Source organism: Nocardia sp. NPDC088792 (assembly GCF_044750615.1).
Lineage (GTDB): Bacteria > Actinomycetota > Actinomycetes > Mycobacteriales > Mycobacteriaceae > Nocardia.
Map to the genome: position 1 here is coordinate 647,238 of NZ_JBIVKC010000006.1, position 24,204 is coordinate 671,441.

General features: G+C 66.7%; 23 protein-coding genes and 1 pseudogene. 10 read left to right on the forward strand and 14 right to left on the reverse strand.

What is annotated here, in order from left to right:
• Nucleotides 1–2: 2 nt before the first annotated feature.
• From ACIP5Y_RS39260 to ACIP5Y_RS39270, 3 genes are read left to right on the forward strand one after another with little or no spacing between them, the layout of a single operon-like run.
• Complete coding sequence (locus ACIP5Y_RS39260) at nucleotides 3–767, forward strand: hypothetical protein (protein ID WP_400357841.1); 765 nt, start codon at nucleotides 3–5, stop codon at nucleotides 765–767.
• A gap of 59 nt (nucleotides 768–826) precedes the next feature.
• Nucleotides 827–1,408 (forward strand): TetR/AcrR family transcriptional regulator, encoded by a 582-nt coding sequence (locus ACIP5Y_RS39265; RefSeq protein ID WP_400358073.1) that lies wholly within the window; start codon nucleotides 827–829, stop codon nucleotides 1,406–1,408.
• On the forward strand, nucleotides 1,405–2,040 hold the full coding sequence (locus ACIP5Y_RS39270; RefSeq protein ID WP_400357843.1) for a TetR/AcrR family transcriptional regulator: 636 nt from the start codon (nucleotides 1,405–1,407) through the stop codon (nucleotides 2,038–2,040). Before ACIP5Y_RS39265 ends, ACIP5Y_RS39270 begins: the two co-directional genes overlap by 4 nt.
• A gap of 300 nt (nucleotides 2,041–2,340) precedes the next feature.
• Here ACIP5Y_RS39270 and ACIP5Y_RS39275 read toward each other — a convergent pair whose 3' ends face one another.
• The 5 genes from ACIP5Y_RS39275 to ACIP5Y_RS39295 all read right to left on the reverse strand — a co-directional run bounded on the left by ACIP5Y_RS39275 (nucleotide 2,341) and on the right by ACIP5Y_RS39295 (nucleotide 7,309).
• Nucleotides 2,341–3,003, reverse strand: coding sequence for a lysophospholipid acyltransferase family protein (locus tag ACIP5Y_RS39275; RefSeq protein ID WP_400357845.1), 663 nt, complete (start codon nucleotides 3,001–3,003; stop codon nucleotides 2,341–2,343).
• A 72-nt stretch (nucleotides 3,004–3,075) separates the two neighbouring features.
• A complete protein-coding gene (locus ACIP5Y_RS39280) occupies nucleotides 3,076–3,828 on the reverse strand; it encodes a MerR family transcriptional regulator (RefSeq protein ID WP_400357846.1) in 753 nt (250 codons plus the stop codon).
• Nucleotides 3,829–3,850: 22 nt separating this feature from the next.
• Nucleotides 3,851–4,606 (reverse strand): alpha/beta fold hydrolase, encoded by a 756-nt coding sequence (locus ACIP5Y_RS39285; protein WP_400357848.1) that lies wholly within the window; start codon nucleotides 4,604–4,606, stop codon nucleotides 3,851–3,853.
• A gap of 221 nt (nucleotides 4,607–4,827) precedes the next feature.
• Nucleotides 4,828–6,207 (reverse strand): hypothetical protein, encoded by a 1,380-nt coding sequence (locus ACIP5Y_RS39290; protein ID WP_400357850.1) that lies wholly within the window; start codon nucleotides 6,205–6,207, stop codon nucleotides 4,828–4,830.
• 97 nt (nucleotides 6,208–6,304) lie between these two features.
• Nucleotides 6,305–7,309, reverse strand: coding sequence for a helix-turn-helix domain-containing protein (locus ACIP5Y_RS39295; protein WP_400357852.1), 1,005 nt, complete (start codon nucleotides 7,307–7,309; stop codon nucleotides 6,305–6,307).
• A 107-nt stretch (nucleotides 7,310–7,416) separates the two neighbouring features.
• On the opposite strand from ACIP5Y_RS39295, the gene ACIP5Y_RS39300 reads away from it, so the two are divergent.
• Nucleotides 7,417–7,734 (forward strand): hypothetical protein, encoded by a 318-nt coding sequence (locus ACIP5Y_RS39300; protein WP_400357854.1) that lies wholly within the window; start codon nucleotides 7,417–7,419, stop codon nucleotides 7,732–7,734.
• A 387-nt stretch (nucleotides 7,735–8,121) separates the two neighbouring features.
• On the forward strand, nucleotides 8,122–8,760 hold the full coding sequence (locus tag ACIP5Y_RS39305) for a LysE family translocator (RefSeq protein ID WP_400357856.1): 639 nt from the start codon (nucleotides 8,122–8,124) through the stop codon (nucleotides 8,758–8,760).
• Nucleotides 8,761–8,788: 28 nt separating this feature from the next.
• Here ACIP5Y_RS39305 and ACIP5Y_RS39310 read toward each other — a convergent pair whose 3' ends face one another.
• From ACIP5Y_RS39310 to ACIP5Y_RS39330, 5 genes are read right to left on the reverse strand one after another with little or no spacing between them, the layout of a single operon-like run.
• Nucleotides 8,789–9,349, reverse strand: coding sequence for a YbhB/YbcL family Raf kinase inhibitor-like protein (locus ACIP5Y_RS39310; RefSeq protein WP_400357858.1), 561 nt, complete (start codon nucleotides 9,347–9,349; stop codon nucleotides 8,789–8,791).
• A 2-nt stretch (nucleotides 9,350–9,351) separates the two neighbouring features.
• A complete protein-coding gene (locus ACIP5Y_RS39315; RefSeq protein ID WP_400358075.1) occupies nucleotides 9,352–9,894 on the reverse strand; it encodes a 3-isopropylmalate dehydratase in 543 nt (180 codons plus the stop codon).
• Between the two features lie 8 nt (nucleotides 9,895–9,902).
• On the reverse strand, nucleotides 9,903–11,150 hold the full coding sequence (locus ACIP5Y_RS39320) for an aconitase/3-isopropylmalate dehydratase large subunit family protein (RefSeq protein WP_400357860.1): 1,248 nt from the start codon (nucleotides 11,148–11,150) through the stop codon (nucleotides 9,903–9,905).
• Between the two features lie 6 nt (nucleotides 11,151–11,156).
• Nucleotides 11,157–12,020, reverse strand: coding sequence for an oxaloacetate decarboxylase (locus ACIP5Y_RS39325; protein WP_400357861.1), 864 nt, complete (start codon nucleotides 12,018–12,020; stop codon nucleotides 11,157–11,159).
• Entirely contained in the window at nucleotides 12,017–13,447 is a 1,431-nt protein-coding gene (locus tag ACIP5Y_RS39330; RefSeq protein ID WP_400357863.1) for an MmgE/PrpD family protein, read from the reverse strand. Before ACIP5Y_RS39330 ends, ACIP5Y_RS39325 begins: the two co-directional genes overlap by 4 nt.
• 101 nt (nucleotides 13,448–13,548) lie before the next feature.
• On the opposite strand from ACIP5Y_RS39330, the gene ACIP5Y_RS39335 reads away from it, so the two are divergent.
• Entirely contained in the window at nucleotides 13,549–14,655 is a 1,107-nt protein-coding gene (locus tag ACIP5Y_RS39335) for an Lrp/AsnC family transcriptional regulator (protein ID WP_400358076.1), read from the forward strand.
• Here the strand turns inward: ACIP5Y_RS39335 and ACIP5Y_RS39340 are convergent.
• A pseudogene (locus tag ACIP5Y_RS39340) lies at nucleotides 14,652–15,371 on the reverse strand (cupin domain-containing protein); the annotation flags it as partial. The gene ACIP5Y_RS39335 and the pseudogene ACIP5Y_RS39340 overlap by 4 nt on opposite strands.
• A gap of 93 nt (nucleotides 15,372–15,464) precedes the next feature.
• On the opposite strand from ACIP5Y_RS39340, the gene ACIP5Y_RS39345 reads away from it, so the two are divergent.
• Nucleotides 15,465–16,481, forward strand: a complete 1,017-nt coding sequence (locus ACIP5Y_RS39345) for a zinc-binding alcohol dehydrogenase family protein (RefSeq protein ID WP_400358078.1) — start codon at nucleotides 15,465–15,467, stop codon at nucleotides 16,479–16,481.
• Between the two features lie 82 nt (nucleotides 16,482–16,563).
• On the opposite strand, the gene ACIP5Y_RS39350 is transcribed toward ACIP5Y_RS39345, so the two are convergent.
• Complete coding sequence (locus ACIP5Y_RS39350) at nucleotides 16,564–17,442, reverse strand: cyclopropane mycolic acid synthase family methyltransferase (protein ID WP_400357865.1); 879 nt, start codon at nucleotides 17,440–17,442, stop codon at nucleotides 16,564–16,566.
• Between the two features lie 298 nt (nucleotides 17,443–17,740).
• Between ACIP5Y_RS39350 and ACIP5Y_RS39355 the strand changes: the two genes are divergently transcribed.
• Nucleotides 17,741–18,550 (forward strand): expansin EXLX1 family cellulose-binding protein, encoded by an 810-nt coding sequence (locus tag ACIP5Y_RS39355; RefSeq protein ID WP_400357867.1) that lies wholly within the window; start codon nucleotides 17,741–17,743, stop codon nucleotides 18,548–18,550.
• A 94-nt stretch (nucleotides 18,551–18,644) separates the two neighbouring features.
• The gene (locus ACIP5Y_RS39360) at nucleotides 18,645–19,586 is read left to right on the forward strand and encodes an alpha/beta fold hydrolase (protein WP_400357870.1); all 942 of its coding nucleotides are present in this window, start codon (nucleotides 18,645–18,647) and stop codon (nucleotides 19,584–19,586) included.
• A 1-nt stretch (nucleotide 19,587) separates the two neighbouring features.
• Here ACIP5Y_RS39360 and ACIP5Y_RS39365 read toward each other — a convergent pair whose 3' ends face one another.
• Complete coding sequence (locus tag ACIP5Y_RS39365; protein ID WP_400357872.1) at nucleotides 19,588–21,006, reverse strand: wax ester/triacylglycerol synthase family O-acyltransferase; 1,419 nt, start codon at nucleotides 21,004–21,006, stop codon at nucleotides 19,588–19,590.
• Between the two features lie 269 nt (nucleotides 21,007–21,275).
• On the opposite strand from ACIP5Y_RS39365, the gene ACIP5Y_RS39370 reads away from it, so the two are divergent.
• The gene (locus tag ACIP5Y_RS39370; RefSeq protein ID WP_400357874.1) at nucleotides 21,276–21,929 is read left to right on the forward strand and encodes a cutinase family protein; all 654 of its coding nucleotides are present in this window, start codon (nucleotides 21,276–21,278) and stop codon (nucleotides 21,927–21,929) included.
• Between the two features lie 107 nt (nucleotides 21,930–22,036).
• On the opposite strand, the gene ACIP5Y_RS39375 is transcribed toward ACIP5Y_RS39370, so the two are convergent.
• Complete coding sequence (locus tag ACIP5Y_RS39375; protein ID WP_400357876.1) at nucleotides 22,037–24,097, reverse strand: SDR family oxidoreductase; 2,061 nt, start codon at nucleotides 24,095–24,097, stop codon at nucleotides 22,037–22,039.
• Nucleotides 24,098–24,204 lie beyond the last annotated feature (107 nt).

Consider the following 24,204-nt stretch of genomic DNA (forward strand, 5'->3'; position numbering starts at 1 on the left):
TCGTGTTCGATATCGACAAGTCCCCGGAAGCGGTTGCCGTGCTCGACAAGGTCGAGGACGCGGCGAAGACCACACAGCCGGAGGAGAGTGCGGCCGAGTCGGCCGCTGACCCGGTGCAGCCCAAGATTCCGTTGCGGGCCAAGGTCTCAGAGTTACGCAGATATCCGCTGGCGGGGATCGCCGCCGCGGTGCTGGCGGTCGTGGCGCTGGTGCTGGGCTACTCCTGGCACAGCACCTCGAACGATCTGAATGCGCTGAAGACCAGCAATTCCGACCGGGATCGGGCCGCGGAGATCGCGCGCGACTACACGCTGCGCTCGCTGACCTACGACTACAAGAACCTCCCGGCGTTCTTCGACGGTGTGGAGCGCGGCACCTCGGATGCCTTGAAGGACCGCTACACCCAGGTCCACGACACGCTCGCCAAGATCATGACCGACGCCCAGGTGGTCGCGACCGGACAGGTCGCCGGGACCTCGGTGGAGGCCCGTGGCAACGGCCAGTTCGAGGTCACCGTCTACGCCACCCAGCGCACCCAGAACATCCAGCAGCCGGATCCGGCCACCGTGCCCAACCTGCTGGTGCTGACCGTGGCCAAGGACGGCGGCCAGTGGCTGGTGACCGACTACGGCCCGAAGGATCCCGCACCGGCCAAGGACCCGGCAGCCAAGAACCCGGCGAATGCCCCAGCGCCCGCGAACAATCCGGCGCCGACCGGCAATCCGGCGCCGAGCACTGATCCGGCCGCGAACGGGGCCGCGAAATAACCTCACGGCACGGCCGGCCGCCGCAGCGCGAGCTTTCGCTGCGGCGGCGCCGGCAGATAATCGAAGCCGCCTTCGAGGTATTCACCGCCCGCGGATACGAATCCACCGCAATCTCCGAGGTGGCCGCGTATGCCGGTATCGGGCAGGGCACCGTATACCGGTACTTCGGAAGCAAGCGCGAAATCCTGGACCACGTCATCGATTTCGGCGTCGACAAGATCATGGACTCGATCCAGTTGCCGACGCTGCTGGGTGGCTCGAACAGCGTCGCGGAACTGATCGAGGCCACGCGCGCCGCGGTGGATCGGCTCTACGACCTGGTGGATCGGGAGCCGCGCGTGCTGCGTCTGGTCCTGGTCGAGGCTGGGGCGATCGACCCGGAACTGTCCCGGCGACTGTTCGGGCTGGAGGCCATCGCGGCCTCGCTGATCGCGGGTGAGCTCGCGCGCGGTGTGGCGGGCGGCTGGATCGACCCCGATATCGATGCCCAGGTGCTGGGCCACATCATCTTCGGGTTGGTCGGCCCCTGGATCGTGCGGGAACTGCTCGGCGGTAGCCAACCGGAAGTGCGTGCGCGCACCACCCGTTCGGTGATGGAGATGCTGGAAAGAGTGCTACCCCCGAGGAAAGCGGCATCATGACGAATCCCGCACCCCTGCCCCGCCGCACCGCCCGCCTCGAACAACGCCGCACCGAACTCATTCGCGTGGCCTACGAATTGGTCACCACCCGCGGCTTCCGCACCATCAGCGTCGACGATATCGCCGCCGCGGCCGGGGTGAGCCACGGCACGTTCTACAACTACTTCTCCAATAAGCGCGACATTCTCGACGCGGTCATCGACCACTGCTTCGACCTGCTGCGCGACCGCCTCCTGGGGCCGGAGTCCGGGGACGACCCCGAAACGCTCGACGCCTTCTGCGCCCGCTACAGCCGCGTGGTCGACCGGTGCTACGAGTTGGTCGACGCCGAACCCGGCCTGGTGAATTTCTTCCTGCTGGAAGCCTCTTCGATAGACGACCGTGTCATCGAACGGTGCATGTCCCATGCCCGTCAGTACGCCGCCCAGGCGGTCCGGCAGGTGGGCCGGGGCATAACGCGCGGCTATCTCGATCCTCAGCTGGACCCTCGAATAGCGGGCGAAGTGCTGCTCTCCGTCCTGGTCTCGGCCCTGCTCTCCGCGCTGCGGGCCGGCTCCGACGGTCTCACCCAGGATCGCGTCCGCACCCAGAGCACCGCGTTCCTCCGCTCGGCATTGGGTGCACCCGGCTGAAGGTGGGATGATTGCCTGGATCGCCCCTGCGGCTGGATATTTGGAGCGTTCGCGACCAGAACAATTCCTGAGATGAAGGGTTATGACCGATATGGGAGATTTGATCAGCACATTCGTCAACAGCCTCGCCAACGGGCTGGGCTGGGGCCTCGGCAACGGCCTAGCCAACGCAATCCTCGGCGCTTTCGGGCTCTGACAGCCGTTTTCCGGTTACCGACAGTCGTGGCCGCTTCGAACCGCACGCCGCACGGCCTCGCAGTTCGAAGCGGATTCCACGCCGCCGGCCCCGAATATCGGGATCTACTGTCGTAGATTCTCGATGCGCTGGCGTAAGTGATCGAGCAGCTTCCCGGGATCGTCGAACTGTGTCGGATCGATGGGCTCACCGAAGTGGACGGTCACCTGCTGGTGGCGATCGAAGGCCGGGCCGGCGCCACGCGTGCGCCGCATCGGCAGCACTCGGTCGGTACCGGCGGTCCCGACCGGAATGATCGGAATGCCTATTGCCAGCGCGAGTTTCGCGACACCGGGCTTGTAGGGTTCCGTCTCGCCGGATGTGACCAGGCGTCCTTCGGGATAGATGATCAGGACGCCGCCGTGGCGGAGAATCTGCTCGGCCTGTGCCATCGCGGAATGCCCGGACTCGCTGTTGCGCCGCACTACGGGAATCTGCCCGAGCCGGCGGACCAGCCATCCGACCACCGGCCACGACCACAGTTCCGCCATGGCGAGTGCGACGGCCCGCCGACGCAGCGCACCCCACAGGAACACCGCGTCCAGCATCGAAATGTGATTGCTCGCCACGATCACCGGACCGGTCTTCGGCACCCGCTCACGACCGATCACCGTGACGTGCACGAAGTTCGACCACGCCAGCATTCGCAACACCCGGCGCACCAGCTGCGTGGTCACCCAGGCCCGTTTGCCCAAACCCCTGGGCCGGCGCGTCTTTTCGTGGTTCATCCACTTCCCCCTCCGATCAACGACACGACCCATCCTTGCGGCGATCGTGATCGGTGGGCACCGTGAAACTACTCAGCGCCCAACCACTCTGCGTCGCTTGGTGCGGAGGGTGAGTACATCGATGATGCGTTGCAGCGCCGGTGATCCCTCGACGATCAGGGAAAAGACCGGCGTCAGATTCTCCGGCCGGCTGCTGGCGTCTTCGTTTTCGATCGTCCAGGTTTCCAGGTCGTCGATGAGCAGGTCCACGCGTGGATCATGCGGATCCCAGTCGACCGATTGATCACAAGCCAGATATAGGCGCATCCACTCGGGGTTGTCGAATCCGGCGTGCTTGTTCCGAATCCATTGCGGTACAGCGTGTGGGTCGGTTGCCTGCAGCAAGATCGACCAGTCGCGCTCGAGCCGCACCGTCCGTTCGCTGACCCCGTAACCGCGCAACCGATCCAGGACGGCAACTACTTCGGCAGGCAGGACAAGGCTTTCGCCGCCCGCCAATTCGGCGATCCGGCGGCGGTGCTCGGCGAGCTGGTCGATCCTGCGCCGCAGCTCGGCGTCGATATCGGCGATGGCCGAGGAGAATTCGTCCGGCTGGGCATGCAGCATCGCGTCGATACGGGCCAGCGGGACTCCGGCCTCTGCGAGGGTCCTGATCCGAATGAGGTCCACTGCCGCTTGCGCGTCGTAGCGGCGATAGCCGGAGGGATCGCGCTCGGGCTCGGGCAACAACCCGATTTCGTGGTAGTGACGCACGGTGCGCACAGTCACGCCGGCTGTCGCCGCGAGCTGACTTATCGTGAGCACCGTCCGTCCTCGGTCCGTCATGAAACGTGACTCGTCCGCGAGTCTAGGCGCGCCCCGCCGCCACGACGACGTCGCGGATCGCCTGGATTACGACGTCAGGGCGCTCGAAACACACCCGATTGTGGCCGACACCGGACACGATGCGGTGCTCCCCGTGCGAGACCGCGCTCACCAGGGCCGCACCCATCCTCCGCATACCCTCCTGTATCTCGCGCATCAGCTGCTCCGGAATCGGCGGCTGCGGTCCGGCGTCGACGCTCTCCACCGTGAGCGCGACCACCGGCACGTCGGGAAGCCCCGGCCCGCCCCGCAATTCGTCCGCCAGCGCGACCAAGCTGCCCCGCTCGGCCACCCCGACCCGCAGCCACTCCTCACTCACATGCGCATCGACCAGCGCCTCCCGCACCCCCTGCGGATAGTCCCGCAACAGCTCGCCGTACATCTCCCGCAACGCCGGCCGCATCTGCCGGACCTGCGCCGGATCAGGTCCGATCTGCGCGCTGGCAGCCAGACTCACCACAGCAGGCACGAACTGATCCCAATCACGATGAAAGGCATCGACACCCACCATCCCCGCCACCTCCCGCGGATACAGCTGCGCAAACCGATGCGCGTACGCGCCGCCGAGGGAGTGCGCCACCAGCACATAAGGCGCGGCGATTTTCTCGACCTGCAACAACCCATGCAACTCCCCGGCGACTGCGGCAGCGGTACGCGGCAGCGGAACAGAATCGCTATACCCCGTGCCGCCCCGGTCGTACACAATGCCGGTGGTGAACTGCGAAACACCCTGCTGCACCCCGAAATAGTCCAACCCAACCGCCCCCCGCACCCGGCAGAAACACAACCGCCGGCCCGCCACCACCCAACCGCGACACGAAAACCCGACGCCCCTCGACCCGCTGGAAGCCTCCGACCAGCGGAGCGAACCGACCCTCGAAACCGATGTTCTTACTCATGCAGCAAGGCTGCAACCCTAACGCAGGGTCAGAGTCAAGCCCTCACACCAGCAACCCCGGCTCATGACGTCCCTGGCCACAACAGGGTCGTCATTTCGGCAGGCTGGGACCGCATGGCGAAGTCCAGTGCGCGCAGGTTCGCCACCAGTGGGAGAGATAATCGTGGCGCCTTCTCGTCGAGCAGAGTCTTGATCGAGGCCGACAGGTCGGATGCGGACTGTGCACGCCAGACCGTCGGGAAATCGCGAGAATCGGCTGCGACGACCTCGGAGAGATTGGGCCGCAGCGATTTACTCGGAGCGTCGAGCCGTGCGACGCCGACGAAATCCGGCTTCCCGCCACGGCCGAGCCAGCGGAAGTATCCGAGTATTCGAACCTCCGCGAAGTCGTCGGCGTCCGGCATTACTCCCTTCGATCGGGTCGTCTCCTCGCGCAGTTCGCGCAGCATCGCAGTGGTCAGCAGTTCCCGCAGATTTGTCGACCGGCGGAGATCGTCGTAGTCAACGGAACCGGATCCGGTCGGGACGATGAGGTTTCCGCTCTGCATCGCACGATCCCGTTGCTTCCACAGCACAAGTTCACCGTCCGACGTGATCGCCAGCACGCTCACCCCTATGTTGTTGGAGAAGCGAGTTCTGCGGAGCTCCTGGAGTACGGCGGGGCGGTTGCGGTGGAACTCTGCCGCCGGGAATTCCTCGTGCGCGCGGGAAACGGCCAGGTCCTGGCTGTCGCAATAGTCGAATCGGGCTCGCTCATTGGTGAGCCTTGCGGAGAAGTAATCGGTCTCGAAGCACGCCACCTCGGTCCCGCCGGCCACGGGCGTCGAATCCAGTCCGATCTTCCGCTCATTGCGAAACATCCTGCGGTTCAGCCGCGCCTGCTTGAAAGTGGAGCGCAGTATCTTCGCGTTGACCGCCACGTCGTTTCGGATGCGCTCCCTGACCGCGTCGGCGCAGTCGCGATCCCGCCGTATCAGCACCCGGTCCGAGTTCTCGAATAGATAGCAGTCGACCGCCTGCGACCGGAGGTACGCGTCGTGGCGGTCCGCCACAGCGACCACCTCGTACTCCGCGCCATCCTCCTCCGGCGAAAGCCGTAGGTTGCCCACGACATCTTCGGTGACGTGGTTGTCCGTTTCAGTCAGTCTCTCGAGCCTGAGATACTTCACAACGAACTGCACGAAACTCCGCAAAAGCATTGCAGCCCCGTACAACACGAGAAGTATCGAAGCGACCCGATAAGGTCCGGAGATCGTTCGAACCAGATTCGAGACAGCGATCGCAAGTCCAACACCCAGCGTGCCCAACGATATCCCGGCATCGACCTTGTAACCCGTCGACGTCAAGTATCGAGCCTCATAAACGAAGAGCTCCCAGAACGACGCCTTCCGAAAGCCAGGCGCAGCAACGCCCTTTCGAGCCGATCTTCCTCTGGTGATCATCGATCGCCCCCCTGCGATAGGCGGCGCCCGACGCTGCGCACACCGTTGCAGGGAGGGTACCGAATACACCGGACCACCCGGTGGAGTTGTCCGGCTGTCAGGCCACCGATCGATCGATTTCATTGATACGCCGATCCAGGCGTGAAGAATTCACCTGTGCGGCAGCTCGTTTGGCGAGCTTGATGGTCTCTCTAGCGGCGTCCAGGTCGCCGGTGCGGGCGTAGGCGGCGGCCAGCCATGTCCGGTAGAGCGCCACTTCTCGGGCATGCTCGGGCGGATAGGCGTCGATCGCGCGAGACAGCAGCGGCTCGGCGCGCGAAGCGTCGCCGAGTTCCACGAAGCACCGCCCAGCCATCACGTCGATTTCGGCCCGGTTGAGCCAGTACACCCATTCCGGTTCGGGGATATCGGGCGACCTTGATTCGTACGCGTCGTTCACGGCGTCCAATGCGCGACGCGCCCCCTCGGTGTCGCGTGCGCGGGCGTCGGCCCAGGCGAGCCGCTCGAGCAGCAAGGCACGAACGATCGGCGTTGCATCCTGGGCCGCCCCCGCGGCAGCGGCGCGAGCCAATAGGGCAGCGTCGGCGTAGCGGCCCGCGTCCGAAGCAACCCACCCGGCCAGTTGCGCGAGTTCCCCCACCGCGACAAACAACCGACGTCCTACTGGCTCAGTGAAGCTCGCGCAGTCCACCAGCGCCTGTGCGGTCGCCAGCTCGGTGTGCACGGTGGGAAACAGGTCACGGCCACCGATCGAATCGTCCAGGTGCCGCAACTCCACCACTCGGGCCTCGAGTTCACCCGCCAAGCTCGTGCCGACCCTTCGCCCGGCCCTGGTGTGCCGGGCTGCCGGAGAGTCGGCGGTGAGCCATTCCAGGGCCGCGCGCACAGGAGAGGTCGCCGGCGCCTCGAGGGTTTCCACCGAGACGTTCAGGGCACGCGAATAGGCAACCAAGTGTTCATGTCTGGCCTTGCGCTTGCCGGTTTCGATGAGCCCCAGGAACGGCTTGCTGTAGAGGGTTCGTGCCGCGAGCGCCTCGAGGCTCAGCCCAGCCGCTTCCCGCGCCGCCCGCAACCGCGCACCGGATACTGCCCGCCCGCCCATGCCGAACATCGTAGGGCCAGTTGTAGACGTTTGTAGACGCTGTTCGGAATCGATTCGCCCATCTGGTGCGCAAGCCTTGATCAAGGACATTCACGAAAGGGGCGGTCATGAGAGCACGACCGACAGCACTCGGATATGTCGATGACGAACGGTCGGGTATTGGGGTGCAATGGGATCGGGCGCAGGTGACCAGACTGGCACGCCGTCTGGGCTACGAACTGATCTGGGGACCTGCTGAGGGGTCGGCGCTGAATCTTGTTGACCTGGTGCATGAATCGGACGTGGACGCCGTGGTTATCCCGTCCAGCCTGCATGTCGATGCGTTGACCTTGGATCGGCTCATGTACACCTGCGATGTGGAGACGGCGCTACCGCGTGAGACGTTCGCGCGGTACGTCGGAGGGCGGCATGGGTGCCCAGCGTGACACCGCTCGCGCTGGCCGATTACGCGGTGCTGGGTGCGCTGAGCACAGCAGGTGAAGTGCAGACTGTCGAACAGGTCGCGGCCGTCGCTTTGCTGCCGCCGTCCGGCCCGGGAATGTCGCTGAGCGACGATGCTATACGGCGGATGGCAGCTCACTCAGCGTGGACGCGTCCTGTGGGCGACCAAGGGCAAGCGGTTCACGTTCTGAGGAAACCCATGTTTCACTGGGAGATTCGGTTGGCGGCACCTTCACACGTCCGTTCCGCTGCGACTGGCACGAGGCGAGTTGGACTCGCACTCTGAAATGTCATCGAGCGGGAACTGGTGGTGGGAGGATCTCGTGATTTGCCGCAACCAGTTCCCGGTCGCGGAGGGTTAGGGTTTTGGTGTGGTGTCGGCTGATCGGTTGGTTGCGTTTGCGGCAGTGTCGCTGCTGGTGCTTGTGATTCCGGGGCCCAGTGTGGTGTTTTTGATCGGGCGGGCGTTGGCGTATGGGCGGCGCACTGCGCTTGCTACGGTTGTGGGGAGTGCGGTCGGGGCTTATGTGCTGGTGGCGGCTGTGGCGTTCGGTGTCGGGGCGATTGTTGAGCGGTCCGTGCTGGCATTTACGGTGCTGAAGCTCGCCGGCGCTGGGTATTTGGTTTATCTGGGGATCGTGGCGCTGTGGCACGGTAGGTCATTGCAGTCCGTGGTCGCGGGAGGCGGTGTCGAGCAGTCGGTTGTGCGGTCGTTGCGCGATGGGTTCGTGGTCGAGGTCAGCAATCCGAAGACCATCGTTTTCTTCGTGGCGATTCTGCCGCAGTTCGTTGATCGGAATCAGGGGCACGAGGCCTTGCAGATGTTGTTGCTGGGCTTGGTTTTCACTGTTCTCGGAGTCGTTTCCGACAGCGTGTGGGGGTTGGCGGCAGCGTCGGCGAGGGATTGGTTCGGTCGCTCACCGCGGCGGTTGTCCCTGGTCGGCGGTGTCGGTGGACTCACGATGATCACCCTTGGTGTTGCTGTCGCAGTGAGCGGCCGGAGGGATTGAGTGGTCCCGGGATTGCTGGCAGCCGTGGTCAGGGGCGCTCGTAGGTGCCTGTCAGGCTGCCGCGCGCAATGATGTGACCGTCGATGGCGGCCAGGGTGTCGGTGAGGGAAGCGCCGTCCGGTAGGTCCGACCGCTTATCCAGCGCATACAGCTGGAAGATGTAGTGGTGGGGGCCGTGGCCCGGGATGGGGCGGGGGCCCGCGTAGCCTCGGCGGCCGAATGCACCGGTGCCGACTCGCATTCCGGTACCGAGAGCGAGTGCCCCTTCGGCGATTTCGGTGCGGGAGGGATCTATTCCGGTGAATACTCCGTGCACGATCGGGCGGGGGAGGGGGACATCGGGGTCTTCGATGATGAGGACCAGTTCTGCCGTGCCGGGTGGGACACCGGTCCAGCGGAGGTGGGGGGAGATGTCGTCTCCGACACCCTTGCCCGCGTGGCGGATCGGGATCGGGGCGTCCTCGTGGAAGGCGTCGCTGGTGAGTTTGATGGTTTCCGGGGCGCCGACGGTGGCGGGGTGATGCCAGGTGGTGCGGTTGATTCCGGCGCGGACGGGGCGCAGGAGGCGGGCGAGTGGGCGAATGGGCATGGTTATGCGCTCGATCCGGTGTCGACGGGTACGCCTGAGGAGAGTAGGTCTCGCATCTCCGGGGGCAGGAAGCCCTGGGTGGCGAGGCGGGCGAGAATGCCTCCGCTGGTGAGGATTTCGAGGATGAGGTCCGGTAGGGGTGCTGTTCGGCCGCTCGTGCCGGTGGTTTCGTTGCGGTAGGTGCCGGTGGCCAGGTCGAAGGTTGCGGTGTCGCCGTCGGTGAAGAGGGTGGTGGCATCGGGGACGGTGAGGGCGGGGAGGCCGGCATTGATGGCGTTGCGGAAGAAGAGGGAGTTGAAGTCTTCGGCGATGAGCGCTGCTACGCCCAGGTGGCGGAAGAGGGAGGCTACCGGGCGGGAGGAACCCACGCCGAAGTTGCGGCCTGCCACGACGATATCGCCGGGCTGGACGAGGGTGGTCCAGTCGGGGCGGAGTTGGTAGAAGACGTGGCGGGCCGCTTCGGGGAGGTCGAGTTTCATGGCGTAGGCGGGGTACATGGCGTCGGTGTCGACCGAATTGCCGAAGAGCCAGACCCGGCCGGTGATGGTCGTTTTCATGCGGTGACGCTCCGGGGGTCGGTGATGTAGCCGGTGATGGCGGAGGCGGCCACCGTGGCGGGGGAGGCCATGTAGATTTCGGCTTCGGTGCTGCCCATGCGGCCGGTGAAGTTGCGGGTGCTGGAGGTGAGGCAGACTTCGCCGGGGCCGACCACGCCCATGTGGTAGCCGAAGCAGGCGCCGCACGTCGAATTGGTGACCACGGCACCGGCGTCCGCGAGGTCCTGGAGGTAGCCCAGGCGCATGGCTTCTCGGTAGACCTGCTGGGAGGCGGGGGTGATCAACAGGCGGACACCGGGCGCGACCGTCCTGCCGCGCAGAATCCCGGCGGCGATGCGCAGGTCGTCGAGCTGACCGTTGGCGCAGGAACCGATGAAGGCCTGGTCCAGCTTGCGTCGCTCGATCTGCGAGACCGGGACGCCGTTGTGGCTGACCGTACCGGGCCGCGCCACATAGGGTTCCAGGGCGCTCAGGTCGATGGTGCGGACATCGAGGTAGTCGGCGTCCGGGTCGGCGTCGGCCGGTACGTAGTCGTGGACGCCGCGCTCGGCGAGGAAGTCGGCGAGCAGATCATCCACGCCGAAAGTGGCGAAGTCCGCGGAGATTTCGGCTGCCTGGGTGGCGATGGTGCGGCGATCGTTCAAGGGCACGCCGGCCAGTCCGGGGCCGCCGAATTCGAGGTTCTGGTTGGTGGCGTCACCGTAAGCGTTTGCGAGATACAGGAATACGTCCTTGCCGCTGATCTCGGTCGGCAATGTCCCGGTCAGCTCGTAACGCACGGTCGGCGCGACCTGGTACCAGGTGGAGCCCGTGCACAGGATGGAGTACACCTCGGCGGGCCCGAGCCCGCGGGCCGCGGTGTTGTACGCGCCGCCCGCGCAGGTGTGGGAATCGGTGCAGGCCAGCACTTCTCCGGGCCGCGCCAGCCCGTTCTCGGCGATGACCTGATGGCAGATGCCGTGTCGGCCCACATCGAAGAATTTCTCGATCCCGAAGTCGGCGACGAACTTACGCGCCTTCGGCCCGCCGGCCGCATCCTTGAGCGAGGGCGCGGGGACGGCGTGGTCCATGATGACCGCGACCTTGTCGGCATCGTGAATGCGGGTCGGCGGAATCCACAGGGTGGCGAACTGCAAGTCGATCATGACGCACATGTCGACCTCGACGGTGACGATGTCACCCGGCCGGACCCGCTCGACCCCGGCCTTGCGGGCGAGCAGGTTCTCGATCATGGTCATGCCCATGGTGTTTCAGGCTCCTTCGATACGGTAGCGCTCACCGAGCGCGGACCATTCGGCCAGGCCGACTAGATTGAAGAATTCGGCGGGCGACGCGGGCAATAACGCCTTCGGATCGCGCCCGGCGAGTTCGGCCAGGGTGGTGAGCATGGCGTAGGCCGCAGCGCCCAGCGGCAGGGACGGGTGAATGGCTATGGCGTAACCAAGTTCTCGCAGCCGGGCAGTGGACTCCAGCGGCGTCAGGCCACCCAGCACGAGGTTGATCAGCAAGGGCGCCTCGACCTCTCGGGCGATCCGCTCGATCTCGCCGGCGCCCCGCGGCGCCTCCACGAAGAGCACGTCCGCACCCGCCGCGGCATAGACATTGGCGCGCTCGATGGCGGCGTCGATCCCCAGCGGTCCCCGCGCATCGGTGCGGGCGATGATGACCAGATCGGGATCGGTGCGCGTCTCCAGCGCGGCGGTCAGTTTGGTGACGAATTCATCGCTGCTGACGAGTTCCTTATCCGGCAGGTGACCGCACTTCTTGGGAAATGCCTGGTCCTCCAACTGAATTGCGGCGACACCCGCCGCCTCGTATTGCTGCACCGTGCGAATCACATTGAGCGGCGCGCCGTACCCGGTGTCGGCATCCGCGATGAGCGGGATATCGCCGAGCACGCCGACCAGCATCCGTGCGCGTTCGACCATCTCGGTCTGGGTGAGCAGCCCGATATCCGGCACGCCGAACCCCGAGGCCGCCACGCCCGCCCCGGTCATATAGGCGGCGGTGAACCCGAGACGCCGGACCAGCGAAGCCGACAATCCGTCGAAAACCCCTGGGGCGACAATGATGTCGTCGCCCAGAGCGGCGCGCAACGCGCGACGAGCATTCATCGATCCTGCTCCTCGTCCAGCGCTCCAGCGACGGGTGCGGCCAGCAGGTCGGCCAGCTCCCGGACATCGGCGAGCTCGTCGAGACCCAGCACGGCCCGTTGAATGGCATCCAGCCGCGACGTCTCGACCAGCGGCCCGGCCAGCGCCCGGTACTTCGCGATGATGTCGTCATCGGTGACCGGATCGCTGGGCCCGCCGTGCGGTTGCGCGATCCGCTTCGTGAATACGGTGCCGTCATCGAGCGTAATGGTCAGTACGGTGGCGAACCGCTCCAGCGGCGGCCCGTTCTGAATCTCCTCGTCCAGCAGCACATCCACCTTGCCGAGCAGTTCCCACACGTCGTCGGCATTCAGCCGCCGCTCGGTGAACTGCGCGGGCAGCACCTGCCCGTCGAGCAGCGCGACCGCGGCCGCATAGCCGAGGTTCATCTGCGCACCGATGCTGGTGAGCGGCCGCTCCGGCTCCCACCAACCGTGGTGATAGATGGTGTGTCCCACCCGAATCTCGAGGTGCGAGACGGCCTTCGGATCGATGTCGTGCTCCGCGCGCAATTCCAGCGCAGCCTGGATGGTGCCGTGCAGCCCGCCCTGGGCGGCGTAGGACTTCACCATGATGACCTCGGTGTGCCAGCTCTCGCCGAGCCCGGCGATCACCTGTGCGGCGTCCGGCTCGTGGCCCTCGCCGAACACGGAGAGATAGCCGCCGTAAGGCCGGTCGAACACCTGCTTGATGCCGGTGTAACCGCCCGCGGCCAGCCCGGCCGCGTAATACCCGTTGCGCGCGGCGAATCCGTGTTGCATGCGCTTGGACATGGCCTCGTATTGCGCCGCCATCAGCCCGGCGGACTGCGTACCGGCCATGCCGAGCGCATCCTCGAGCCGGGCCGCGTCCAGCCCGCGCAGCTTGCCCGCCACCATGGCCGCGGTGTGCGTGCCGAAGACGGGGCCGCTGTGCCAGCCGCGCGACAGCATCTGAGATCCGTGCAGTGCCAATCCGACTCGCGGCCCGACCTCGAATCCCGCGATGGCCGCGGTGAGCGCCTGCGCCCCCGCGACCCCGCCGAGCTGTTGCGCGGTGGCCAGCAGTACCGGCACCACCAGCGACCCATTGTGCAGCGGTGCGAGCGGGTGGAAGTCGTCGAGTTCGAAGCCTTGGATGAAGGTGCTGTTGAGCAGTACGGCCGCCGGCCCGCTGGTGGTGCGCCCGGTGCCGATGACCACGGCGTCCCCGCTGCCTTCGAGCGCGAGCACGGATTGTGTCGCGACGCGCGACCACGGGAGTTGCGCGCCGACCAGTCCGGCGGCTACACCATCGAGCAGGAGATGCTTGGCCCGAACCCGGACCCGTTCGGGAATCGTGTCGAAGCTCAGCCGCTCGATCCACTCGGCCAGCGGGACGGTTACCCCTGACGTTGCCAATTCGCTCATGTGATCAGTCAACGTCTTGCATGCCCCGAGGCCCGGATATTGAGGGAAAACTGGAGAGTGGTGGCGTCCGATGATGGATATCATCGGCCAAGTTGTCACTGGTGCAGGTATTGGACAGCTATCCGCACGGTCAGCATGCTTGGATAGAGCCCGTGGTGACCGCCAAACGCCCGGCTCAGGGCGGTGTCGACGAGGTCGACGTCATGCTGCTGGATGCCCTGCACGCCAATCCCCGGGTCAGCTTCGAGAAGCTGGGCCCGGTGCTGGGCATCTCGCCCGCGACCGTGGCCCGGCGCTGGCAGCGGCTATCCGAATCCGGGCGGGCCTGGGTGTCCTCGGTGCCCGGACCCAGCCTCGCGCTGACGGGTGCGGTGTACGAGGTGTGCGCCCGGCCCGGCCGCATCCTCGAGGTGGCGCGGGCCCTGGCCGATATTCCACAGGTCGTCAGTGTCTACGCGACCGGCGGCCGGTGCGACCTCACCGCGCTCGTCTTCGCCGGCGACATGCCCGCACTGAGCTCGCTGCTGCTCGAGCGATTGCCCGCGGTCCCCGGAATAGCCTCGGGCACAGCCCATGTCGGTACGGAATGGTTCAGCGGTGTGCATTGGCGGCTGGGCGCCATGGATGCCGAACAGCAGCGCTCGGTCACCGAGGACGCCGAGCCGGCGCCGAAGCGCGCCACCCGCACCCGGACCTTCGGGCCGGCCGATCACGCGCTCTTCCTCGCGCTGCAACGCGACGGGCGTGCCCGCTACCGCGATCTCGCACAGGTCGTCGGGACCTCCGAATACGCCGTGCGGCGACAGCTCGACGCGCTCGTGCGACACGGAATCCTGGCCTTCCGAACAGATTTCGCGCGCACCGAGGGCGGCTGGCCCGCGGAGTTCGTGCTGTGGTTCGCGGTACCCCAACCTCGGCTCGCCGACTACGGCGCCGAGATCGCGAGCTGGACGGCCACCCGTATCTGCCTGGCCATCGTGGGCCCGGCGAATCTGATGGTCATGGTGCAGGTGCATCGGGTGAACGACCTGGCCGGGATCCTCGCCCGCGTGCACGACACCCTGCCCGAGGCGGTGGTGACCGATCAACGGCTGGTGCTGCGCCCGGTGAAGTCGCTGGGCCGGCTGCTCGATGCCGACGGGCATGCCGTCGGGGTGGTGCCGGTGGACCCGTGGGCCTCGACCGCGGTCGAGAACCCGGAATCCTAGGCGCCCGTCTCGCCGATGCCGTGTGCGTCGAGTGGGTTGCGGCGCTTGACGATCAGCGGATCTTCACCGGTGAACGGAAAGTCCGGCAGGCCGTCGATATGGGTGCCGAACATCGACGCGAGCACCTCCCGCGAGTACGCGCTGATCGAGGTGCGATAGCCGATATCGGCCGGTGTGGGCTGATCGAAGAAGATGGCGAAGTGGAATTCGGGCGCATCGACCACCTCGATGTGATGCGGGTACGCGCGCGGCACGAAGTACACATCGCCCTCCTGCATGTACCAGGTGTCGATGCTGCCGTCGGGATCCAGCACCGTCATGCGGGCGCCGCCTTTGTGGACGTAACCCATCTCGGCGGTGATCGGATGCCAATGTGGTTCGCGCATACCGTCTTCGCGGATCCGCAGCGAGTACATGGACATATCCTGCAGCGCGGGCCAGAACTGCACGCGCGCGGTGCGGACCGCGCCCACCGCGATGCCGACCGGCGGGCTCATCGCTTCCACCGCGAACTTGTGCGGGTCGTCGAAGTAGGCGGTGGACGGCACGTCCGGATCCCCGTCGCGCCGGGAGAGCGCCCGATCGCTGGTGTCGCGGTGCATCCGGGTGATGTCGGCGGTGTCGAGGTCGTAGGCGTTGCCCAGGACCGCGTCGGTCATCGCAGCCATGGCCTTGGCCAGCGCGAAGTCCTCGGGCCGCTCGCTGCGGAACGCGATGTAAGGACGAGATGATCGACATCCATTTTGCCCGATCCGCCGGGGCTGCACGCCGGTCGGCCGGCGAGGGAGGACACTCGGCACATGGCATCGATGAGCGCATGGCGGGTGGCGAAGCCGGGGCCGATCGACGGCGGCCCGATCGTGCTCGAACAGATCGGTGTCCCCGAGCCCGCGGCCGGCGAACTGCTGGTGCGCGTCCTCGCCTGCGGGGTGTGCCGCACGGATCTGCATGTGGCAGAGGGAGATCTGCCGGTGCACCGCGAGGGCGTGGTTCCGGGGCACGAGGTGGTCGGTGAGGTCGTGGCACTCGGTGTGGCGGCGGGCGAGGAGTTCGCGATCGGTGATCGAGTCGGCATCGCCTGGTTGCGCCACACCTGCGGGCAATGCCGATTCTGCTTGCGTGGCAACGAGAATCTGTGCCCGCGGTCGCGCTACACCGGCTGGGACGCCGACGGCGGCTACGCCGAATACGCGACCGTCCCCGCGGCCTACGCCCTGGCGCTGCCGCAGGGCTACGACGACACCGAACTCGCACCGCTGCTGTGCGCGGGCATCATCGGCTACCGCGCCCTGAAACGAGCGGACCTGCCCGCGGGCGGCCGCCTGGGCATCTACGGCTTCGGCGGCAGCGCCCACCTCGCCGCCCAGGTGGCGCTCGCCCAGGGCGCGGAAGTGCATGTGATGACGCGCGATCCCGCAGCCCAGCGCCTGGCCCTCGATCTCGGTGCGGCCTCGGCGCAGGGTGCGGCGGAACCGCCTCCCGTGCAACTGGATTCGGCGATCCTCTTCGCCCCGGTGGGTGACCTGGTGCTGCCCGCCATGGCCGCGCTCGACCGCGGCGGCGTGCTGTCCATAGCGGGCATCCACCTCAGCGACATTCCGGCGCTGAACTATCAGCGGCACCTCTTCCAGGAGCGCGAGATCCGGTCGGTCACCGCGAATACCCGCGACGATTCTCGCGAATTCCTGACACTCGCCGGTATCCATCGGCTGGAGGTGACAGTCCACCCGTATCCGCTGGCGGCAGCCGATCGGGCGCTGCGGGATCTACGGCACGGCCGCTTCGCGGGCGCGGCGGTGCTGGTTCCTCCCGTCGGTCGGCGGTGAAGCGCGCGGCGTTATCGGTGGCCCACTGGGCGAATGTGGTTGCGGGCCGCCCGCTGATGTCCTCGACGCTTTCGCGTAGCGCCTATGCCGATTCGCCGGGCGGTCGATTCGTGAGGGTGAACTGCATGACGTCCAGGTGCCCGGCGCGGAAGTAGTGGGCGCAGCCGGTGAGGTATTTCAGGTAGCGTTCGTATACCTCCTCGGAGGTGAGGCGGATGGCTTGCTCGCGGTGGGTGCGCAGGGATTCCGCCCAGAGATCCAGGGTGCGTGCGTAGTGCGGCTGGAGGGATTGGATGCGTTCGGCGTGTAGGCCGGCCGCTTCGGCGGTGCGGGTCACGGTGCCGGGCTGGGGGAGTTGGCCGCCGGGGAAGATCTCGCGCTTCATGAAGATGTGGAAGAGGGCATCCTCCCGGGTGACCGGAATATCCATGGTGCGTAGTTCGGCGAGGGTGCGGCCGATGATGGTGTGCAGCAACATGCGGCCGTCGGCGGGGAGCATGCGGTGGCAGCGCTGGAAGAACTCCGGATAGCGTTCCTTGCGGAAATGCTCGAAGGCGCCGATGCTCACAATTCGGTCGGCGGTGCCGTCGTACTCCTCCCAGCCTTGCAGTCGCACTTCGACATTGGGGATCGCGGCCCGTTCGACGCGGGCGCGGGCGTACTCGAACTGATTGCGGCTCAGCGTGAGGCCGACGACCCGTACCTCGTATTCGCGCGCCGCGCGGATCATGGTGGCGCCCCAGCCGCAGCCGATGTCCAGCAGCGTCATGCCGGGCTCCAGCTCCAGTTTGCCCAGCGCCAGATCGATCTTGGCGAGCTGGGCCTGTTCCAGGGTGAGATCGTCGCGGGCGAAGTAAGCGCAACTGTAGGTCATGGTGCGGTCGAGGAAGAGTGCGTAGAACTCGTCGGACAGGTCGTAGTGGGCCTGCACCTGCCGGTAGAAGGGGGCGAGAGGGGACATGGCGGGCAGCTTCCTGAGGTGGGGACGTCAGGAGATACGGCGGAATCACGCGTCCCGGTTCTACATTCGAGACACACCGCCCAACACGCCGAGTTTTTCATTGCGAGTTTCCGATTCGCGCCCTGCGTAACGGCAGTGGCTGCTTTCCTGATTGTAGTTCCAGCATCGCTTCAGCAAACTGCAATTCGGAGGTTGGGGACCGGCCATGCACCGCACGGGACACGAAGAGGTCCGCACTGGCAGGCCATGGTTGTGGACGGCGCTCGCGGCAGCGGTATTGGTAGCGGGGGTGAGCTGGATGATTCGGCCGCAGCCGGTGTCCTGCCGCAATGCCGAGCCGGTGACCACGGTGGTCACCCTGCCCGCGCCGACCCCACCGAGTTCGGCTACCACGCAGCAGATCCCACCGGTCGCGCCCGCGCCCACCGTGCAGGGGCAGGCGCGGTTCTACGCCTTCAACCAGGGCGTGGCCTGCTCACTGCCGGATCTGCCGCTGGACGGGTACTACGTGGGCGTACCCACCGACGAGTACGCCGGATCCGCACCGTGTGGCTCGTATGTGAATATCGACGGCCCGCTCGGCAGCGTGCGCGCCCAGATCGTGGACCGCTGCCCGGGCTGCCCGGCGCATCAATACGATTTGAGCCGTACGGCTTTCGCGGCTATCGCCAACACCGCCGACGGGGTGGTCCCGATTCGCATCACCGCCGTGCACGACCCCAGTCCCGCGCCACAGCTGTACTACCGCGTCCAGCAGGGCTCTTCGGTGGACTGGCTGGGCCTGCTGGTCTCCGGCACCGGCAACTCCATCGATCATGTGGATCTGCAACGCCCCGGGAGCACCGACTGGCTCCCCATGCGCCGCGGCTACGACAACTATTGGACGATCTCCGGCGCCGGCGCGGGCCCGTTCACCGTCCGAGTCACCGATGCCTACGCGCACGCGGCCCTGATCCCCGGCGTGGCGATCACCCCGGGCCAGGTGCAGCAGACCGGAATCCGCCTCTACAACGATCCGGCCCCCGTCCCATCGACAACTCCCGCCCCGCCCCCCTCACCGGTGGTCGTCACCACCGTCATCCCCGCCCCCAACGACTGCAAGGACTAGCGCCCGTCCCGGACCGCTGGGCGCGGGTGTGGCATCATCAGGTGGAACGTGTTCCACTTTCGCCCGCAGGGGGCGGCGCGCCGGGAGGCCTTCGATGACGGACCGCAGCGTGGACCTGTCCACGGATCACATCAGCGGGGAGTACGGGAACGGCCGGCGGGGACGTCGGCTCTCGCCGCGGATCACGCGCCTTACCGCGGTGCCTGCGGGCACGATGGTGGAGCTGCCGGGGCGCGGGGGCAGCACCTATGTGGTGGATCTGCCGGGGCCGCAGGCGGATTCGCCGACCGTGCTGTTGCTGCACGGGATGGCCACCACGGCCATGTTGAACTGGTTCCCGTCGTTGCGTGAGCTCAATGAGCGGTATCGGGTGGTGTTGTTCGATCAGCGCTGGCACGGGCACGGGATCCGTTCCGAGCGTTTCGATCTCGATGATCTCGCCGATGATGTGGTGGCCGTGGCCGATGTGATCGGCGTGCAGCGGCCGATTCTGGCCGGCTACTCCATGGGTGGAGTGGTGGCGCAGCTGGTCGCGCATCGGCATCCGGACCGCGTCGGCGGGCTGGTGCTGGCCGCGACCACCTACCGCTTCCAGGAGAAGTGGCGGGAGCGTGCGTTCCATCGTGGCTGGGCGGCCATGGCGACGACGTTCTCCGAATGGTCTTTCCGCCGTGCGGAATTGCGTCGCGACAAGCTGCCGACATTGCCGGAATCGTCCTGGCCGGTGGGCCGGCTGGATCGCTGGGCGATGGCGGAGTTCCGCGCCACCAGTGGGTGGGCGCTGGCGCAGGCCCTGGTGGTGCTGGGGCAGTTCGATTCGTCGGAATGGCTCCCGACGCTGAAAGTGCCGACGGCCGTGGTGATCACCACGCGGGATCGGGCCCTGCCCGTCTTTCGTCAGCTGGAAATGGCGAAACTGATTCCGGGAGCGGAGATCTTCCTCGCCAGGGCCGGTCACGCGGCCTGTGCACTCGAGGCGGACGTCTTTGTCCCGGTGTTCCTCGAGGCCGTTGCGGCGGTCGTGGAGCGGCAGTAACTCAGTGCTTTTCGCGCGGTCCGGTCTGCTCCCGGGCCGCCTTGAGCAGCTCGGTGATCACCTCGGGCACCGCGTCGGCGATCCGCTCGACATCGGGCACCAATTCCTTGCAGGCGATGAAGCCGAAGTCCAGGTTGCCGTTATTGGAGATGACCGTGGCGGTCAGCCCCGCACCGTGGAAGACGGGACCGAACGGATACATCGAGGACACCCGCACACCCAGGAAGTACATGGGGAAGTCGGGGCCCGGCACATTCGACACGACCAGGTTGTGCACCACCGGGTGATGCTCGGCCAGCTTCAGCGACGAGTAGGCGCGGGCGGCCAGCTGGAAGGTGTTGGGCGGTGCGTACTTCGCCCAGTCCTGCAGGAAGTCGGCGCCGATGAGGTTGTGTTCCTCCTTGGCGCCGCGGCTGTCCTCGGCGATCGCGAGCACGCGGGCCACCGGATCCTCGATCTCGGTGTAGAGCCGCGCGAAGATGGTCGATACCTTGTTGGTGCCCGCCTCGTGCCGTGAGGTGTCGTGGGTGGACACCGGAACCGAGGCCATGAGCGAGGTTTCGGGCAATTCGCCGTGTGCTTCGAGGTAGCTGCGCAGCGCGCCGCCGACCACGGCCAGCACCACATCGTTGACCTTCACCCCGAATGCCTTCTTTATCTCTTTGACATCGGACAGCTCGGTCTGCACGAAGGAGACGGCGCGATGCCGCGTGATTGCCCCATTGAACGGGGTGCGGGGCGCGGTGAACGGCAGTGGCATACCGCGCGGTCCGTCGCCACGCCGCCGTTGCACCAGACTGCCCAGTATGCCAAGCGTTTTGGGCACCATGCCGACCAGCCCGAGCCTGCCCGGGAACTTGACCAGCGCCTCGCCCGCCAGCAGCAGATCATTGGGTTCGGGCTCGGCCGCAACCGGTTCGGCGGGCGCGCCGACGGTGAAGCCCGGCTGGGTGTCGCACAGGTGGATCATCATATTGGTGCCGGTGATGCCGTCGACGATGGCGTGATGGTACTTGGACACGACCGCCACGCGGCCGTTGGAAAGCCCTTCCACCAGCCACATCTCCCAGAGTGGGCGCGTGCGGTCCAGCGGCCGGCCGGCAATGTCGGCCACCATCTCGGCCAGTTCGCGATGTCCGCCCGGCGTCGGCAGTCCGACGCGGCGCACGTGGTAGTCCAGATCGAAGCGCGAATCCTGCACCCACACCGGGTGATCCAGGTTCAGCGGCACCGCGTGCAGCCGCCGCGTCATGGCCGGAATGAGCGGTAGCCGGCGGCCCAGCTCGGCCTTGAAGACTTCGTGATCGAACTCCACGCCGTCCGCGGCGGGGTCGAGTATCAGCAGTGCACAGACATGTAAGAGCTGAGTGTCTGTTTCGAGATAGAGGAAGCTCGCATCGAGCCCTGTAAGTCGTTCCATACCAACACCCTATGAGAACTGGTTCTACATTGCGCGCCGTTCGCGGTGTGGTCCCGATCCCATCCGTATCCACTTCGTTGCCTCAAAGTAGCTTGTAGATAACAAGTTTGAATGGGATACGGTTGGGCTCCGATTGGGTATCTCTCCAGTGGAACTCGTTGCCGCCACCTCAGGTCGTCTTTACCTTGGGTCACATGGCCCGGTGATGCGTCTCTTGTCACTGACAAGAGTCACCGAGCTTCTCATAACGGCGTGAGAGGGTGAGAGCAATGGGCGACCGGAAGGTGTTGCTGTCTGGAAAATGGCGTATAGCTTGGGTGTTCGTCGCCCTCGCCTTACTAGTGGCGAGTGTGTTCGTCTTCCCGCTACCGCAGGCCCGCGCGGATTCGTGCGCGGACATCGACGTGGTGGTGGCACGCGGCACCGGCGAACCCGGCTACCTCGGCAGTGAAGTCGGGGATCCGCTGTACGGCATATTGCAGGATCGGCTGGGTGTCTCCACCGATGCGTACCCCGTCAACTACCCGGCGGACCTCACCTTCAATATCGGCGCGGGCAGCGCGGACCTGGTGAATCACCTGACGGCGCAGGCGGCTTCGTGCCCGGCGCAGCGGTTCATCCTGGTCGGCTACTCGCAGGGCGCGGCCGTCGTGCACGCGGCGCTGGGCACCGGTGTGGTCGCCTGGTACCCGGGACGGGTGCAGCTGCCCGACTACCTCGGTGACAAGGTGGCGGCCATCCTGCTCTTCGGCGACCCCATGCGGGCGCTGGGCTGGAGCGTGCCGGATCAGTTCCTCGGCCGCACCGGAGACTGGTGCATGGCAGGCGATCCCATCTGCGGCGGCGGCGTGGACGCGAGTCAGCACACCGCCTATGCGAGCGATCTGGGAATGGCGGCGAACTTCGCCGCGGACCACGTCTGATCGCTGCTGATCTGAGCAAGGGGAGGGGCATCCCCGAAAGGAATAAGCCCGGCGAGTACGCTCGCCGGGCTTATTCCATTGTGAGGCAGTGAATTACGCCGACAGGACTACCAGTGCAGGCCCGGGATGCGGTTGGTGAACCGCGCCGCCGGGGCGGGCAGGCCCATGAGCGGCTGCACGATCGGCGCGAGAGCCAGCAGCGGGCTGCGGGATTCACGCTTCGCGGGGGCGTCCCCGGCCGGCTCGGTCGCCTCGGGCGCCGGGACGGCGCCGGGCTCGGCGGCCTTGGACTCACCGAACATCCGGAAACCCTGCGACAGGATCGCGCGCTTCACCGACGGCATCACGGTGTCGACGAATTGCGCGAACGTGCCGATGGGAGTGTCGATCCGGCTCGGCCGGTGCTCCAGCGCGCGCACCACGATATCGGCGGCCTGATCGGGCGAGTGCACCGGAATCGACTTGTACAGATCCGTCGGCGCGATCATGGCCGTGCGCACCAGCGGCATCCGCACCGAGGTGAAAGTGATTCCCGCATCGGCGTTCTCGACCGCGGCGATCTCACTGAAGTTGTCCAGCGCGGACTTGCTCGCCACATACGCGGCGAAGCGCGGCACCTTGGTCTGCACGGCAATGGAGGAGATGTTCACGAAATGCCCGAAGCGGCGCTCCCGCATGGACGGCAGCAGCGCGAGGATCAACCGCACCGCACCGAAGTAGTTGACCGCCATGGTCCGCTCGAAGTCGTGCATGCGGTCGGTGGAGTTCAGCACCGAGCGGCGGATGGACCGGCCGGCATTGTTCACCACGTAATCGACATGCCCGTAATCCGCGAGCACCTGCTTGACGAGCAACTCCACCGACTTCTCATCGGTGATATCGCACGTGTACGCCTGTGCCGCACCGCTTTCGGCGCGCACCGCGGCCGCGGCGGCCTCCAGGTCCTCCGGAGTGCGCGCCACCATGAGCACGGTGGCTCCGCGCTTGGCGACCGCGTGCGCGGTGGCCAGGCCGATGCCGGTGGAGGCGCCGGTGATCAGGACGATGCGGCCCTCCAGGCGTTCGCCGACGACGCGGCGGGCGCGATCCGGATCGAGGTTGGCGCGCCAGTACTTCCACAGGGTCGCGGCGTAGTCCTCGAAGGCCGGGACCTCGATGCCGGTGCCGCGCAACTGCGCCCGGGTGGACTCGGAGACGAACTCCGACTCGAAGGCGGTGTGCGGGGCCACCTCGGCGGGAATGCCGAAGCGCTCCAACAGGAAATCGCGCACGGTGGGCACGCCGGGCAGGCCGCCCAGCGCGTGCAGCGCGGCATGCGAGCCGGGCAGCGTGACCGCGGCGGTCGGCGCACCGGCGGCGCGGGCGAGCGCGTTGTAGATCGCGGTGAACGGCTGCGGTTCCGGATTGGTCAGGTGGAAGGTACGGCCCACCAGCCCCGGCTTGTTGATGAGCTCGACCATGGCCGCGACCACGTAGTCCACCGGAACGATATTGGTGGCGCCCAGATCCGGCAGCGGGAGGGGCAGTTCGGACGGCAGTGCGCTCAGCCCCGCGATGGCGGGGAAGAAGTAGTAGGGACCGTCGATCTTGTCCATCTCACCGGTCTGCGAATCGCCGACCACGATGGCCGGGCGGTACACCCGCCAGCGCACGCCCGCGGCCTCGCGCACCAGCTTCTCGCCCTCGAACTTGGTGCGGTGGTAGGGCGAGTGCAGGCCCTGACCCAGATCGAAGTCGTCCTCGAAGAACTTGCCCTTGTGATCGCCCGCGACCGCGACCGACGAGACGTGGTGCAGCATGGCGCCGATGGCGCGGCTCAGGTCGACCACCGCGCGGGTGCCCGCGACATTGGCGGCGTAGGTGACCTCCTCGTCGGCGGTCATGTCGTAGACCGCGCCGAGGTGCACGACGTGATCGGCGTGCGGCGCCGCGCCCGCGTAGCCCAGTTCCTCGACCCCCTGCAGTCCCAGGCTCGGCGCGGCCAGATCGCCGACGAGCGGGAAGACGCGGTCCTCGGCCCCCCAGCCGGCCGCCATCTCCCGCAGTTTCGCGACCGAGGCCTCGCGGACCAGCGCGTGGATCACGGCCTGCGGATCACGCTCCAGCAGCGCGGCGACGACGCGACGGCCCAGGAACCCGGTGCCGCCCGTGACGATGTAGGAAACCATCGTCCCCTCCTTAATTACGAACGTGTTGGTGCCCAACGTTGTTCGTCCGACATGCGTCGGTGGATGCGGACGTGAAGTGATCGGCCCCCTTATCAGAAGTCGGGCCG